Raw genomic sequence first — 14942 nt, forward strand, 5'->3', positions numbered from 1 at the left:
TATGAATCTTTCAAAATGAAGCATTTTTGAGCATAATTAAAAACTAAAAGTTATGAATAATCAATCAGAATGGTCGTTAGATCAAAACAAGAAAACAAAGAAAGAAAAAAAGAAAACATTAAAAGTATACAATCAAAAACCAACTTCAGCCTATATTGGTGCGTCATGGGTAGCATTACTAATAGGAATTTCTTCTTATTGTATTGGTTTATGGAACGTAGAGATGGAACTTAATGAAAAAGGTTATTATTTTACGGTTTTATTGTTCGCGTTATTCTCAGTAATATCTGTTCAAAAATCTGTTAGAGATAGGTTAGAAGGAATAAAAGTAACAGAGATTTACTATAGTATTAGCTGGTTTACAACCGTTGCTTCTATAGTTTTACTCGTAGTTGGACTATGGAATGCAAACTTATTATTAAGTGAAAAAGGATTTTATGCAATGTCTTTTTCTTTAAGTGTTTATGCAGCCATTTCTGTACAAAAAAACACTAGAGATTTAGAGTATATAAATAAAATAGAAGAAAAAGAAGGTAGTGAATAGTCTTAATTTATAATAAATAGAACGCTTAGAAAATCATTTCTAAGCGTTTTTTATTATTAAAAGTTATATTCCTTCACCTGATAAGTTAACTACTAATTCACCCGCTTCGTGCCTTATTATAATGATTCCTTTTCTAGTTCCCAATTGTGTAGGGGTAAAAACAATATTAAAGTAAGTAGCTGTTGTTATACTTGTACCTATTGATAGACTTTCAACCTGAAAATCTTCACGGTGTTGACCTTCAACCTTTATTCCAGTAACCTTTATATCCAAGTTACATTCATTTATTAGGTTAACTTCTATATACTTACTTGAATAAACTTCAGCTTCTAATTTGTAATAATCATCTTGAAAAGTTATATCAGTATTAATACAAGAAGGAGTGTCTTCTTCTACTTCAAAACAAGATGTGAATGTGATTAAAGTGAATAGAAGTAAAAAAGAGAGTTTGAAATATTTCATAGATTTTTTAGTGGGCAAATTTAATAAGTAATTTGAAATACACTAATTACCCCACCAAACCACAAAAAACTTAAAAAGTTCACCATTTGGTTTCTTTAGCCAACAAAGAGGAGCATTTTCTTCGTTTAAAAATTGATGAAGTTTATTTTGAAAAGCTTCATAAGTTAACCAGTTAATATTTGAATGTGGATTTACTAACCAATTATGTTTAGTTGGAATATAGAATTTACAATCGGAAAATTGTTGTAGCTCTTTCGGATAGATATAAAACCCATAAATACACTCATTATTTAGTTGTTTAAAGTTTTTTCCGAAATCCTTTAAAGGAACAAACAATTGTGCTTTAAAATATACTTGTTGTATTATTTTATCTACACTCAATTTTAATTCATCTAAATAAGTTTTAGTATGATTGGAGTAGAGTAGTGGTAATTGTTTTTCTTGAAGCTTTGTTAGCTTTTGAATAAGAGAATCCTTTCGATTTGGTCCAATCCAATGCTCAACTTCAGAATTACCAACAGAAGCATCATATAAGTAGAACTTATATATAATTTCTAAATGAATTGGTTTCTTATCCTTTAACAATAAACAATCTAATTCTCCTACAGTAATTTTTTCTTTTTGAATTTGAATGTTCTCAGCAAGGATTGATATAGAAGTATCTTGATTTAATTCAAATGAAACAAAGCGTTCAACCAACTTACCTAAACGTAGTTTTTGTGTGACTTCTTGATTAAACGAAGTTGTTCGAGTTATTGAAATATGAAATTGTTCTAAATTAAAAACACCTTTTCCATGCCATAGAAAAGGTGTTTTTAAAAATCCTTCGTATTGTAATTGTAAATCTTTTTGTTTTTGATACATAAAGAATTACTCTTTAATTCCTAACTTATCTAGTACCAATTGAGTAATGTCAAAACGCTCATCAATGTATCCAAACTCATTTCCTGTAGTCGTTAAAATTTGCGTATATCCGTTTGCTTTTGCTACTTCTGCAATTACTTCGCTCAACTTTTTATATAAAGGACGTAAGCTTTGCTCTTTTTGTATTTGCATCATTGCTGATCCATTTTGACGAAACTTACCCATTTCTTGTTCAAGCGTTCTTAGTTCTTGGAATCTTGTTTTCTTATCGTCTTCCGTCATAATTTTTTCTTCTGCTTTAAAAGAATCTACTTTTGCTTTATATTCTTTAGCTTTTATTTGAAAACTAGAATCTAGTTTTTTACCATAATTTTCTACTCGTTGTAAAACTCCTTTCATTTGTGGCATTTTACTAATAATTAATTCGCTGTTTACCGTTCCAACTTTAGTTTGAGCATTTGAAAATCCGATAAAAAATAAGGCTAGTATAAAAGTGATTTTTTGTTTCATGTATTTCTGTTTTTTGACAAATATAAAAAAGTGATTTTTTTAGTGTTCTTAAAAAGCGTTAAAGTTTATTTTCAATAGTTTTTATAATATTTTGAACATCTTTTTGAAAATCAAACCATAAAATGTTTGAATCTTTGCGAAACCATGTTCCTTGTCGTTTGGCAAACCTTCTTGAGTTCTTCTTAATTTCATCAATAGCAAATTCTTTAGTAAAGTTACCTTCAAAATATTCAAATAACTCTCTATATCCTACTGTTTGTAGTGCGTTTAGGTTTTTATGAGGATGTAGCTTTTTAGCTTCTTCTATCAAACCTTTTTCAATCATAATATCTACACGACGATTAATACGGTCGTACATAATTTCTCTATCGGCTGTCAATCCAATTTTTATAGATTGAAAATTACGAGGAGTTTTTGGTTTGTTTTTAAAAGAACTATATGTTTTTCCTGTTCCTATACAAATCTCTAAGGCACGGATTAATCGATGTGGGTTGTCAATAGCAATCGTATTGTAAGCTTCAATATCAAGTTCTTTTAATTTTTTTTGAAGATATTCTATTCCTTTATTCTCTAATTCGATAGTTAAATCTATTCTTATTTGTGGATCTACATCAGGAAAATAGTCTAATCCTTTTAAAACAGCATCTACATACAAACCACTTCCGCCTACCATAATTTGAATAGGTTTTTGGGAAAATAACTTATCTAACTTAGCTAAAGCATCTTTTTCAAACTGACCTACTGAATAATCTTCAAAAACACTTCTGTTTTGGATAAAATGATGTGGAGCAGCAGCTAATTCTTCAGGTTCAGGAACCGCTGTTCCTATGGTCATTTCCTTATAAAATTGACGAGAGTCACACGAAATAATATCACAATTAAAATGTTGAGCTAGTTTAATGCTTAGTGCTGTTTTACCAATAGCCGTAGCTCCAACAATTGTAATTAACGTGTTTTTTTGTAACATTTAGTTCAGTTTTGTTCCGCAATGATAACAAAATTCTGCATCATCTTTATGCCCATCATAAGAACAATTTGGGCAAGATTGTGTATTTAGATGCACCTTCTTTTTAGTCATTTCAGAACTTACTATCCCTGTAGGAATTGCAATAATAGCATAACCAATAATTACAGTAATACTCGCAATAAACTGTCCTAGAGCGGTTTGAGGAGCAATATCTCCATAACCAACAGTTGTAAGTGTTACTATTGACCAATAAATACTTCTAGGAATACTTGTAAAACCATTTTCTGCCCCTTCAATAAAATACATCACAGAACCTAAAATGATACAAATAATCAATACAAAATAAAGAAATACCCCAATCTTAGCTTTACTCGCGTTCAATGCTTTGATTAATTGATTTGATTCTCCAATGTATCTAGATACTTTTAAAATTCTAAAAACTCTTAATAGGCGTAATGCTCTCAAAGCTATTAAACTACTATGTGTCCCCACAAAAAAGAACGTTAGGTACATAGGAATGGTAGAAAGTAAATCTATAATACCATAAAAGCTAAAAATATATTTTGTTGGTTTTTTTATTGAAATAATTCGAAGAATATATTCAATTGAAAAAAAGAAAGTAATAATCCATTCAGAAATATATAAGAAATCATGATGCTTATTATCAAAGCTTTCTATACTTTCAAGCATTACTAGTATAATACTTGCTAAAATTGCAAATAATAAAACAATATCAAATAGTCTACCAGCAGGCGTGTCAGCTTCGTAGATTACTTCATGTAATTTATCTCTCCAATTAAGTGTTTTTTTATCCAAAAGATTAGTTTTTTTGAATGCTTTATAGCAATATTACAAATTATTTTCAACTTGTAATCGTACTATTTTAGACACTTTATTTTTTAGTAAATAATTTTTAATTATTGTTTTTGCTAGCTCCTTGTGTTCAATAGGAGTGAGCATTGATTTTAGAATAGACAACTGGTTTTCTTGAAATGCAAGATTGGTATATGTATATCCTACAACTTCGTTTTTTTCAATTAAAATTACAGCGTGTTCTTCTGGAGCTCTGCCTTTATCGATAATAAGCATATTATCGTGATTAAAGCTTTTATCTGTAATCTTTCTTTTTCGTATGATATTGTACTTAGGTCGTAGTTTTTCGAGCTCTAAATGGTATTTTAAACGCGTAAAAAGTATATTTCCTGTTTCTTCGTAAGAAACCCTAGCTACCCTTTTTATTACTTTTAAAGCTTTTCTAGTTTCTTTTAAAAAGAGTTTGTTGGTTTCTTGTTTTATGTTTTTACCTCTACCAACAAAAATGATAGTTCCTTCATGATTATGAACATAAAAAACACCTTCTTTTTCAGGTAAACTATCTAATATTCTTTGAATGCGAAACTTTTCGTGTCTATTATCAAAGTATTTTATAGATTGTTGAATAATATTCTTTTCAACATCTTTATCTATTAATAATTTGAATAATTGTACAGTGGCTAAAGCGTCACCTGTAGCTCTGTGACGATCTGACATAGGAATTCCTAAAAACTTACATAGTTTTCCAAGGCTATGTGATGGAGATTCAGGTATAAGTTTCTTACTTAAAGTAACTGTACAAAGTGTATTGCGTTTGTATTTATAACCTAACCTATCAAATTCAGTACGAAGAATGCGGTAATCAAAATTAGCATTGTGTGCTACAATGAAACAATCTTGGGTTATTTCAACAATTCTTTTCGCTACTTCATAAAACTTAGGTGCATTTCGTAGCATTTTATTATTAATTCCTGTAAGTTTTACAACAAACTCTTGAATATCTCTTTCTGGATTTACAAGGCTAATGAATTGATCTACAATTTGATGTCCGTCATATTTATAGATGGCAATTTCTGTAATTCCTTCTTCGTTGTATTTTCCTCCAGTAGTTTCAATGTCTAAAATAGCGTACAAATCTCTCCCTTTTTTAAGCTGATTTATGTAAATCTAAGCAATATAATTTCTAACTCCAAAAATAGAGCTTCCTATTCGTACCATAGTACTGCCATTTTGTATGGCTAACTCATAATCACCACTCATACCCATTGAAAGAATTGATAAATCGGGGTATTTTTCCTGATTTTTATTGAAGAAATTAGCTAATGATGAAAACTCCTCTTGTAATTGTTCTTGGTTGTCTGTAAAAGTGGCCATTCCCATTAAGCCTACTATTTTTACATTTTTTAACTCTTTGAATTCTTCTGAAGCTAAAATATCTTCAATATCAGTAAATGGTAGGCCAAATTTGGTGTCTTCTTTAGCAATTCGAGCTTGTAGTAAACAATTAATAACTCTATTATGTTTTTTGGCTTGCTTATCTATTTCTTTTAATGTTTTAAAGCTATCTACACCATGAATTAAATCAACAAAATGTGCCATATACTTAACCTTATTACGTTGTAAATGGCCAATCATGTGCCATTTTATGTCTTTAGGTAATTCATCGTATTTAGCTACCATTTCTTGTATTTTATTTTCACCAAAAATACGCTGACCAGCATCATAAGCTTCTTGTAAATCAGCAATAGGTTTGGTTTTAGAAACAGCAACTAACGTTACATTTTCTGGTAGTGTTGATTTTATTTTTTGAAGATTTTCTTTAATTCCTGTAATCATAATAGTTGTTTGTCAGGTCTTATAACCTAAAATTCGTAAATAGTTAAAGCACTTCTTAATTTTGGTTCTATATAGGTTGTTTTCGGTGGCATCATTAAACCAGCATCAACAATAGTTTTTAGTTCTTGAATGTTAGTGGGTAACATTCCAAAAGAAACTTTAAACTCACCACTATCTACTTTTGTTTTTAGCTCTAATCCGTCAGATTTATCTTGTGAGTATACAATTTTAGAAGCGTTTCTTATATCCTCAATTCCTAAAATAGGTTCTAATACAGTTGTGTATAAAATATAAGCATCTAATTCGCTTAAACAATCGGTAAAATTATAAGCTGATTTACGTAAATACAATGCATAAAACTCACCATTTAAGTACATACTAAAATGATGTTTTTCTTTAGGTCTATAAAGTTCTTGTCCACGGTTTTCAATTCTAAAATGGGTGTCAAGTTCCATTAAAAGTTCTTCAGGAGTTAATCCGTTTAAATCTCTTATAAATCTATTGAATTCATAAATTTTTACCTGACTTTCAGGTAATAGGTAGCTCATGAAAAAGTTATAGTCTTCTTTTCCTGTGTGCTTAGGATTGTTCTCAGCTAAATTTTGTGCTAATAAACACGAAGATGTTGAACGATGATGTCCATCTGCAATATATAAGGTGTTAACATCATTAAACGCTTTAGCTATTTCTTCAACATCTTTCTCATCACTTATCACCCATAAAAAATGTAAATCCTTATCAGATGTAGAAAACTCATACTCAGCTCTTTTTTTCTGATATTTTTTTACAATAGAATTAATTACAGTATTATCAGGATAGGTGAGTAGTACAGGTTCTGCATTAAAACCTGTATTTTTTAGATAGTTTTCAAACAGTAATTCACGTTCTTTTAAAGTGTCTTCATGCTTTTTAATAACTTCATTATGATAATCTTCAACTGAAGTTGCTGCGATTATTCCACAGAAATTATCATTTGGAGTTATTTTTTGATATACATAATATGCTGGGACTTCATCTTGCTTAAAGACTTCATTTTCTTTAAACTCTAAATAACGATTGTGTACCAATTTAAAGCGTTGCTCTCCTGTTACATCTTGTTTATGATATTTATAACCTGGGTTAATTACATGTAAAAAAGTGTATGGATTAAAATCGAGTTTCGCTCCAATTTCCGCAGGGGTATAAATTTCGTATGATTTAGAAGATACTAAAGCGACTTTGTCTCGAGTGGCTCTAACAGCTTTAAATGGTTTTACAATTGCCATAGATTATTCGCTTAGTAATTCGATGATTTTATTAGCAAGTTCAATTCCAGCTCTATCTTTTGCTTCAACAGTTGAAGCACCGATATGAGGTGTCATCGATATTTCAGGATTCATTAATAGTTGAATTTCTGGCCTCGGTTGACTTTCAAAAACGTCTAATCCTGCATATTTAACTTTTCCGCTTTCTATGGCTTTAACTAAATCAACTTCATTTAAAACACCTCCATGAGAAGTATTTATAATTCCTACACCGTCTTTCATTTTATTTAATAAAGATGTTTCGATAACATATCCTTCTTGTGCAGGAAGGTGTAAGGTTATAAAGTCTGACTTTGATAATAGGTTATCTATAGTTTCTGTTTCAATAAAGAAATCTACTGATTGACCATCGAAAAAAGGAATTGTGATAGTTGCATTATCTACTTCAGCATCACTAGCTATTACTTCCATACCCAAAGCTAATGCAGTTTTTGCAACTTCCTGTCCTATGGTATCAAACCCAATAATTCCTAATGTTTTACCTCTTAATTCAGTTCCTTGTGAGTATTGCTTTTTTAAAGCATTAAAACGCATGTCTCCTTCTAAAGGCATTTCACGGTTCGATTGATGTAAAAAACGAACCATTCCGAATAAATGCGCAAATACTAGTTCCGCAATTGAAGTAGCAGAAGCATCTTCGCTATTCACAACGTGAACTCCATTATCAATAGCATAATCAACATCAATATTATCCATTTCGGTTCCTAAACAAGCAATAAGTTTAATGCTTGGGCAAGCATCAATTAACTCTTGTCGTACTTGTGTAGTATTACCTACTGTAATAGCATCAATAGTATGGTCGTTTATATAGTTTTCTAATTGCTCTTGTGCAACTTTAGTGTTTATTACTTCAAAGCCTTTGTCTTCTAAAGCTTGTATTCCGCTAGCGGAAATTCCATCGGTCACTAATATCTTCATCGTTCTTTATATTAAAAATGCCATTATAAAAAATGACGTTGTATCTAACTTATTCTTTCTAATTCTTGCATTACATCTACTAAGGCCTGGACACTGTATAAAGGTAAGGCGTTGTACATGCTTGCACGGTAACCACCAACACTTCTATGACCACTTAATCCATTGATATTGGCTTCTTGCCACATTTTATCAAACTTAGCTTGTAAGTTTTTATCAGCTAAGGTAAAAGTAGCATTCATATGGCTTCGGTCTTCTACAGCAGCGATTCCTTTAAATAAAGGGTTTCTGTCTATTTCACTATATAACAGCGCTGATTTTTTCTCATTCACTTTTTCAATGAATTCGATACCTCCTAAATCTTTTAACCATTCCAAAGTTAACATGGAAGTATATACTGCAAAGACAGGAGGTGTATTAAACATACTTTCTTTATCAATAATTATTTGATAATTTAACATAGAAGGAATTTGACGTTCTACTTTTCCTAAAATGTCTTCTTTTATTACAACAAGTGTAGTACCAGCTGGTCCCATATTTTTTTGAGCCCCTGCATAAATCAAATCAAACTTTGAAAAATCCAATTCACGAGAAAAAATATCAGAACTCATATCACATATCATTGGAACAGAAGTCTCTGGAAAACTCTTCATTTGTGTTCCATAAATAGTGTTATTACTAGTACAGTGGAAATAATCTACATCAGTAGGAATTTCATATGCTTTAGGTATATAACTGAAGTTTTTATCTTTTGAAGAAGCTACTTCTACTAATTCGCCAAATAGTTTAGCTTCTTTAATTGCTTTGTCACTCCAAGTTCCTGTATTTAAGTAAGCTGCTTTCTTGTTTAATAGGTTATAAGCAACCATTAAAAATTGCATACTAGCTCCACCTTGTAAAAACAATGCTTTATAACCTTTATTTTCTAGTCCTAATAATTCTAATGCTAAATTTCTCGCTTTTTCAATTACATCAACAAAAGGTTGACTTCTGTGTGATATTTCGATTAAAGATAAATTGTCATTATTAAAATTAATAATAGCGTCAGATGCTTTTTTTAGCACTTCTTCAGGTAAAATACAAGGTCCTGCACTAAAGTTATGTTTTTTCATTTGTATTGTTGTGTTTTGCTACACAAAGGTGCAAATTTATATAGAGACTCTTTTAAATTTTAGCTAAAAATTCTAGTGTGTTTACACCATCGGCATAGTCCCATAACTTTGGATGTTGTGTTTGTCCAAACGCTATTTCATTTTCAATAAAATTATTGGCTACAATACACTGAATTTGATCTCTGTCTTCCCACAGTTTAATTTTTAAATCATCTGCATTTTCATAATACTCATAAAAAACAGAAGCAATAGGAGAGGCGTAGCTTTTATCTTCTTTAATCATTAAAAAACCATTCTCTAGAATGTCAAATTCACTCATTAAATACACTGCTTTGTTGTAATCATAATTATTAGCATATTTAGTATTATTAATGATTTCATGTTGTTGATACATTCCGTTGAAAAAAGCATCAAAATTATAATCTTTTGGGATGAATACTTTAGAAACTGAGCGACAACCTAATCCAAAGTAACGAAAAACATCTTCGCTTAAGTTTTGCAGTTGTTCTTCAGACTCGTTTCCTGTTAGAACAGCCACAGAGTTTCTATTTTTTCTTATGATACTAGGTTTATCTTTAAAATAATATTCAAAATAACGTGCTGTATTATTACTACCAGTGGCAATAACAGCATCAAATCCTGTTAGTTTTTCTTCAGTAAACGTAATTTTTCCTTTTAACTCAGGCTCAACATACTCTAAATACTTTGCCAAAAAAGGAAGTAAGTGCTTATCGTTAGAAGATTGTTTAACTAATACGGAGTGTCCTGAAATTAAAACTGATAAAAAATCATGAAAGCCAACTAAAGGAATATTTCCAGCCATAATAACAGCTACTAATTTAGTTTTATTTTTACCTAAACCTTCGTTAGCTACCCATTGAGTTAAATTATTAGAAGTGAGTGCTTTTGCCCAATTTTTAATAGAAAACAATAGGTTTTCTCTAGTAAACCATGTGTTATTTTCTCCTGCTATTTTTAGTTGATGCTTAAATCCATCAAAAAACAATTCGTTATGTTCTATACCTTCTTTTTTCTCTATTTTCTCTTGAGAAAACTGGCTTAAAAATTCTCCTAGTTTATGAAAAGCGTTAATTCTACTTTTTATACTATCCATTTATTTGGTTCTAAATTAAATTGGAACTATTTTTGCGAATGCAAAGTTACAAAACTGAAAGAGATTAATTATGGCAATTATAATAACTGATGAATGTATAAACTGTGGGGCTTGCGAACCTGAATGTCCAAATACAGCTATTTACGAAGGTGCAGATGACTGGAAGTACGCTGACGGAACTGATTTAACAGGAAATATAGTTTTACCAAACGGTAAATCTGCTAATGCGGATGAAGATCAAGAGCCAATTTCGGATGAAATTTATTACATCGTTGTAGATAAATGTACAGAATGTAAAGGTTTTCATGAAGAACCTCAGTGTGCTGCTGTTTGTCCTGTTGATTGTTGTGTTCCTGATGAAGATAATGTAGAAACAGAAGAAGAGTTATTAGCGAAACAACGTTTTATGCATAATGAATAATAAAGTCTTGGCTTTTAGAGTTAAGAAATAAAAAAATCTATTAAAGTTTAAATCCTAACCGAGTAAAGAAATAAGCGCCATCTGATCCCATTTGTACAGAATCAGCTAATCCTCCCTGATCAGTCCATCCATCAAATTGTGGAGTAGGATACACGTTAAAAATATTATTCCCTCCAATTGTAAGCGTAATTTTATCAGTGAAAGCATAACTTAAACTTAAATCGGTTGTTATAGCTGATTTATACATATCATTTCCTGCTTTATATAAATTAGTATCGCCAATACCATCCTCATCAGTATCAAAATTTAAAGCTTCACTTTCATTGGCAGGAGAGTACTGTACCCATTGAAAATCAAATAACTCAACATCACTGAATTTAGTTAGATTTAGAGATACATCAAACTTCTTATATCCATACCCTAGGTTTAAACCGAATTTGTGATCTGGAGCTGCTGCTTTTAAATAAGCTTCAGAAAAAGGACTAAAGAAAGTAAATTTGTTTAAGTTTCCATTCTTAATTTTTTCAATTTTAGTATCGTTAAAGTTTCCTACTAAACCTACATCAATTCTATGGTCTTCAAAAGATTTTTTATAGTTTAAAACAATATCTAATCCTTGTGTTTTTGTATCAACACCATTAGCAAAGAATTGTGCTGCATCAACCCCTAAGTTTAATCCTGATGCATCAAAGTTATCTGTTAAAATAATACGATCATCAACAGTTATAGAGTATGCATCAATGGTAGCGGTAAATCCACCTATTTTATAAGTAAATCCTAAACTAGCATTGAATGCTGTTTCTTCTTTTAACTGTTCTATTCCGAAAGCTCTAGTTACGGTGCTGTTATTAGCAGATAATAATGAAGGAAGTGATTCTCCATTAACAATATTGGTAAATTTTAAATTATAATATAATTGAGCTAAAGATGGTGCTCTAAAACCAGAAGAAATAGAACCTCTTAGAGTTAAATTATCACTTGCTTTAAATCTTGAAGCCAATTTAAAATTGAACGTACTACCAAAATCACTGTAATCTTCAAAACGAACAGCAGCTCCTACTAAGAATTTTTCTGTAAAGTTAAACTCAGAATCAAAATAGACACCTACATTACTTCTTGAACGGTCTACTTCATTATCTGGTCCATAGCCAGGGAAACCTTGAGATCCCCCAAGTAGTTCATCTCCATTGCTGTCAACAGCTACTGGTTGAACAGCAGGATTTGTCATTAATACTCCGTTATCATCATACAATCCATAAGAAGCTTCTTCTCCAGCAAAAATGATAAAGTTTTCTGTTCTATATTCTAAACCAAAAGCTAGGTTAACTCCACTCATTAAATCTTCTAAGTACTTACTAAAATCTAATCCAGTAGTATTTTGTGATAAACTATGTCCTCCTGCATTAAAATCGGTAGGTGAAGCATCTTTTAAAGAAGCGTTGTTTGAGTCTTTGATGAAATAATGGAATTTATTTTCTCCGTAAGTATTATTAAAATCAATTTCCCAACCATTTTCTAATTTATGTTTAATTCCTGCGGAAACTGAAATATCAGTAATGTTAGAAGTTATTCTTGGTGTAAAACCATTTGGATGTATACTAGGAACACTTCTATTGTCACCTTCATCAAAACTATCTCTAGAAAAAGCATAGGCGTCGGTATCTCTAAAGTTTCTGCCTCCAAAAGCATATACTTCAGTGTTGTCGTTTATAGGTAAACTTGCATTTACCATAAAGTTAAACCCATCAATAGCTGCACTACCATATCCTTTTCGCCAAGAAAATCCTGGTCTCAACGTTCGTTCTTTAGATAACAATTCAGTGGTGAAATTTACAAAACCTCCTTTATCATTCAGTTTTGCTCCGTAGTTTAAATCTAATTTAAAAGTTCCTCCATCAAAACTTTTGTCTTCTCCATCTAATCTATTTTTTCCTTCCACATTGTATAAAGTTTCTCCTGTAGCTTCTGCCCATCCATTTCCGATGGCTGTACTGTAGGCACCATAGCCAACACTCCCTGAAACACCATCGGTATTATCCTTTAAAACAATATTAATAACTCCTGCAATAGCATCAGAACCATATTGAGCTGAAGCTCCATCTCTTAAAACTTCAATTCTTTTGATAGCTGCAGAAGGAATAGCATTTAAATCAGTTCCTGAATTACCACGTCCTCGTGTTCCAAAAATGTTGACCAATGATGATTGATGACGTCTTTTTCCATTAATCAATACCAATGTTTGATCAGGTCCTAAACCTCTTAAAGAAGCAGGTACAATATGGTCGGCACCATCTGATCCTGATTGTTTTGTTGCGTTAAACGAAGGTGCTGCGTATTGAAGTATGTCATTTACTTCTACTTTACCATTTTTAGTAGCTAAATCCGCTACATCAATTATATCAACAGGTACAGGGGTATCTATAGCAGTTCTTTTAGGGTTTCTAGACCCTACAATAACAACTTCATCTAATTCTAAACCTTCTTTTAAAACTATATTAAAGCTAGTTTTTCCATTAATAGGAATTTCTTGTGTTTCAAAACCTGAAAAACTAATTATTAAAGTTCCATTAGCATTAGCGTTAAGAGAAAATTCACCATTAAAATCTGTAGAAGTACCATTAGAAGTTCCTTTTTCTAAAACATTAGCTCCAGGTAAAGGGTCGTTGTTTGTATCTTTTATTGTTCCTTTAATTAATGTTTGAGCACTTAACATATGAAGTCCCCAAAAAAACAGGTAAATAATAAGAAGGGTCTGTTTTTTCATTTAAATATATTTTTTAGTTAATTTCTTAAAAATAGTAAAAAATCAATCTAAATCTTAAAAAAATGTTAAAAACATAAAATTACTAACTAAAAACAAACTTAAATGAATCATAAATAAATAGAAAATTTAGAAAGCAAAGCACTATATTTGCACTCGCAAAATTTCAATAAAACAATAGAATGAAAGCTGGAATTGTAGGATTACCAAACGTAGGGAAATCAACCTTATTTAACTGTTTATCTAATGCAAAAGCGCAAAGTGCAAACTTTCCGTTTTGTACCATTGAGCCTAATTTAGGAGTAGTAAACGTGCCAGATACTCGTTTAGAAAAGCTAGAAGAACTAGTAAATCCTGAAAGAGTTTTACCTGCAACTGTAGAAATTGTAGATATTGCTGGTTTAGTAAAAGGAGCAAGTAAAGGAGAAGGTTTAGGTAACCAATTCTTAGCTAATATTCGCGAAACAGATGCTATTTTACATGTATTACGTTGTTTTGATAACGATAATATAGTACACGTTGATGGTTCTGTTGATCCTATAAGAGATAAGGAAACTATTGATATTGAACTTCAACTAAAAGATTTAGAAACTGTTCAAAAACGTTTAGAGCGTGTAAAAAGAACTGCTAAAACTGGTAATAAGGAGGCTCAAGTAGAGTTAGAAATCTTATTAAAGGTTGAAGCAACATTACTAGAAGGAAAATCTGTTCGTTCTATAGAGTTTACAGAAAAAGAAGAGGAATTTGTTAAGCCTTTACAGTTTATTACTGCAAAACCTGTTTTATATGTTTGTAATGTAGATGAAGGTTCAGCAGTTTCAGGAAATGCCTATGTTGATAAAGTAAAAGAAGCTGTAGCAGATGAAAATGCTGAAGTTATTGTATTAGCCGTAGGAACAGAAGCAGATATTACAGAATTAGATGATTATGAAGAGCGTCAAATGTTCTTAGCTGACATAGGATTAGAAGAAGCGGGTGTTTCTCGTTTAGTTCGTTCGGCTTATAAATTATTGAACTTACAAACTTATTTTACTGCAGGTGTAAAAGAAGTGAGAGCTTGGACAATTCCTGTAGGAGCAACTGCACCACAAGCAGCAGGAGTTATTCACACAGACTTTGAAAAAGGATTTATTCGTGCTGAAACAATTGGTTATGATGATTATGTAGCGTTTGGTAGTGAAGCTAAAGTAAAAGAAGCTGGTAAAATGAGAGTAGAAGGAAAAGAGTACATAGTTAAAGATGGTGATATCATGCATTTTAGATTTAACGTGTAACTTTTTTTAAAGAATAAAGCATAAACTCCACTAATTTTTAGTGGA

Annotated in this window: 15 protein-coding genes; 3 read left to right on the forward strand and 12 right to left on the reverse strand. The window is 30.9% G+C overall.

What is annotated here, in order from left to right:
- Positions 1-52 precede the first annotated feature (52 nt).
- A complete protein-coding gene (yiaA, locus tag VBY68_RS02705; RefSeq protein WP_124588610.1) occupies positions 53-544 on the forward strand; it encodes an inner membrane protein YiaA in 492 nt (163 codons plus the stop codon).
- 63 nt (positions 545-607) lie between these two features.
- Here the strand turns inward: yiaA and VBY68_RS02710 are convergent, their stop codons facing one another.
- The 11 genes from VBY68_RS02710 to VBY68_RS02760 are packed head-to-tail and all read right to left on the reverse strand — an operon-like array spanning position 608 to position 10441.
- A complete protein-coding gene (locus tag VBY68_RS02710; protein WP_124588612.1) occupies positions 608-1006 on the reverse strand; it encodes a hypothetical protein in 399 nt (132 codons plus the stop codon).
- A gap of 42 nt (positions 1007-1048) precedes the next feature.
- On the reverse strand, positions 1049-1870 hold the full coding sequence (locus tag VBY68_RS02715; RefSeq protein ID WP_415268801.1) for a DUF1853 family protein: 822 nt from the start codon (positions 1868-1870) through the stop codon (positions 1049-1051).
- Positions 1871-1876: 6 nt separating this feature from the next.
- Complete coding sequence (locus tag VBY68_RS02720; RefSeq protein ID WP_273694340.1) at positions 1877-2380, reverse strand: OmpH/Skp family outer membrane protein; 504 nt, start codon at positions 2378-2380, stop codon at positions 1877-1879.
- A gap of 58 nt (positions 2381-2438) precedes the next feature.
- Positions 2439-3347, reverse strand: a complete 909-nt coding sequence (gene miaA / locus VBY68_RS02725; RefSeq protein ID WP_273694339.1) for a tRNA (adenosine(37)-N6)-dimethylallyltransferase MiaA — start codon at positions 3345-3347, stop codon at positions 2439-2441.
- A complete protein-coding gene (locus VBY68_RS02730; protein WP_273694338.1) occupies positions 3348-4163 on the reverse strand; it encodes an ion transporter in 816 nt (271 codons plus the stop codon).
- A gap of 33 nt (positions 4164-4196) precedes the next feature.
- Positions 4197-5294, reverse strand: a complete 1098-nt coding sequence (locus VBY68_RS02735; protein WP_273694337.1) for an exonuclease domain-containing protein — start codon at positions 5292-5294, stop codon at positions 4197-4199.
- Between the two features lie 33 nt (positions 5295-5327).
- Positions 5328-5996 carry a YggS family pyridoxal phosphate-dependent enzyme gene (locus VBY68_RS02740; protein WP_099214440.1) on the reverse strand — a complete coding sequence of 223 codons (669 nt, stop codon included), beginning with the start codon at positions 5994-5996 and terminating at the stop codon, positions 5328-5330.
- Positions 5997-6022: 26 nt separating this feature from the next.
- The gene (locus VBY68_RS02745) at positions 6023-7261 is read right to left on the reverse strand and encodes a DUF1015 domain-containing protein (protein ID WP_415268802.1); all 1239 of its coding nucleotides are present in this window, start codon (positions 7259-7261) and stop codon (positions 6023-6025) included.
- Positions 7262-7264: 3 nt separating this feature from the next.
- Positions 7265-8218 carry a D-2-hydroxyacid dehydrogenase gene (locus tag VBY68_RS02750; protein WP_099214438.1) on the reverse strand — a complete coding sequence of 318 codons (954 nt, stop codon included), beginning with the start codon at positions 8216-8218 and terminating at the stop codon, positions 7265-7267.
- Positions 8219-8262: 44 nt separating this feature from the next.
- Entirely contained in the window at positions 8263-9327 is a 1065-nt protein-coding gene (serC, locus tag VBY68_RS02755; RefSeq protein ID WP_415268803.1) for a 3-phosphoserine/phosphohydroxythreonine transaminase, read from the reverse strand.
- Between the two features lie 52 nt (positions 9328-9379).
- A complete protein-coding gene (locus tag VBY68_RS02760; protein WP_415268804.1) occupies positions 9380-10441 on the reverse strand; it encodes an acyl-CoA reductase in 1062 nt (353 codons plus the stop codon).
- Positions 10442-10511: 70 nt separating this feature from the next.
- On the opposite strand from VBY68_RS02760, the gene VBY68_RS02765 reads away from it, so the two are divergent.
- The gene (locus tag VBY68_RS02765; RefSeq protein WP_099214435.1) at positions 10512-10862 is read left to right on the forward strand and encodes a 4Fe-4S dicluster domain-containing protein; all 351 of its coding nucleotides are present in this window, start codon (positions 10512-10514) and stop codon (positions 10860-10862) included.
- Between the two features lie 40 nt (positions 10863-10902).
- Here VBY68_RS02765 and VBY68_RS02770 read toward each other — a convergent pair whose 3' ends face one another.
- Positions 10903-13626: a TonB-dependent receptor gene (locus VBY68_RS02770; protein WP_415268805.1), complete on the reverse strand. Its 2724-nt coding sequence runs from the start codon at positions 13624-13626 to the stop codon at positions 10903-10905.
- A gap of 179 nt (positions 13627-13805) precedes the next feature.
- Here VBY68_RS02770 and ychF point away from each other — a divergent pair, with 179 nt between their 5' ends.
- Positions 13806-14897: a redox-regulated ATPase YchF gene (gene ychF / locus VBY68_RS02775; protein WP_415268806.1), complete on the forward strand. Its 1092-nt coding sequence runs from the start codon at positions 13806-13808 to the stop codon at positions 14895-14897.
- The last annotated feature ends 45 nt before the right edge of the window (positions 14898-14942 follow it).

The sequence above is a fragment of the Tenacibaculum ascidiaceicola genome (genome assembly GCF_047470925.1).
In the GTDB taxonomy this organism is placed as follows: Bacteria; Bacteroidota; Bacteroidia; order Flavobacteriales; family Flavobacteriaceae; genus Polaribacter; species Polaribacter discolor.

Bases quoted from the DNA above. Each gene is read 5' to 3' on its own strand.
- VBY68_RS02740 (WP_099214440.1), bottom strand. From the start codon at position 5,996: ATGATTACAGGAATTAAAGAAAATCTTCAAAAAATAAAATCAACACTA.
- VBY68_RS02770 (WP_415268805.1), bottom strand. From the start codon at position 13,626: ATGAAAAAACAGACCCTTCTTATTATTTACCTGTTTTTTTGGGGACTT.
- VBY68_RS02750 (WP_099214438.1), bottom strand. From the start codon at position 8,218: ATGAAGATATTAGTGACCGATGGAATTTCCGCTAGCGGAATACAAGCT.
- yiaA (WP_124588610.1), top strand. From the start codon at position 53: ATGAATAATCAATCAGAATGGTCGTTAGATCAAAACAAGAAAACAAAG.
- VBY68_RS02745 (WP_415268802.1), bottom strand. From the start codon at position 7,261: ATGGCAATTGTAAAACCATTTAAAGCTGTTAGAGCCACTCGAGACAAA.
- VBY68_RS02720 (WP_273694340.1), bottom strand. From the start codon at position 2,380: ATGAAACAAAAAATCACTTTTATACTAGCCTTATTTTTTATCGGATTT.
- VBY68_RS02710 (WP_124588612.1), bottom strand. From the start codon at position 1,006: ATGAAATATTTCAAACTCTCTTTTTTACTTCTATTCACTTTAATCACA.
- VBY68_RS02765 (WP_099214435.1), top strand. From the start codon at position 10,512: ATGGCAATTATAATAACTGATGAATGTATAAACTGTGGGGCTTGCGAA.
- serC (WP_415268803.1), bottom strand. From the start codon at position 9,327: ATGAAAAAACATAACTTTAGTGCAGGACCTTGTATTTTACCTGAAGAA.
- VBY68_RS02760 (WP_415268804.1), bottom strand. From the start codon at position 10,441: ATGGATAGTATAAAAAGTAGAATTAACGCTTTTCATAAACTAGGAGAA.
- ychF (WP_415268806.1), top strand. From the start codon at position 13,806: ATGAAAGCTGGAATTGTAGGATTACCAAACGTAGGGAAATCAACCTTA.
- VBY68_RS02715 (WP_415268801.1), bottom strand. From the start codon at position 1,870: ATGTATCAAAAACAAAAAGATTTACAATTACAATACGAAGGATTTTTA.
- miaA (WP_273694339.1), bottom strand. From the start codon at position 3,347: ATGTTACAAAAAAACACGTTAATTACAATTGTTGGAGCTACGGCTATT.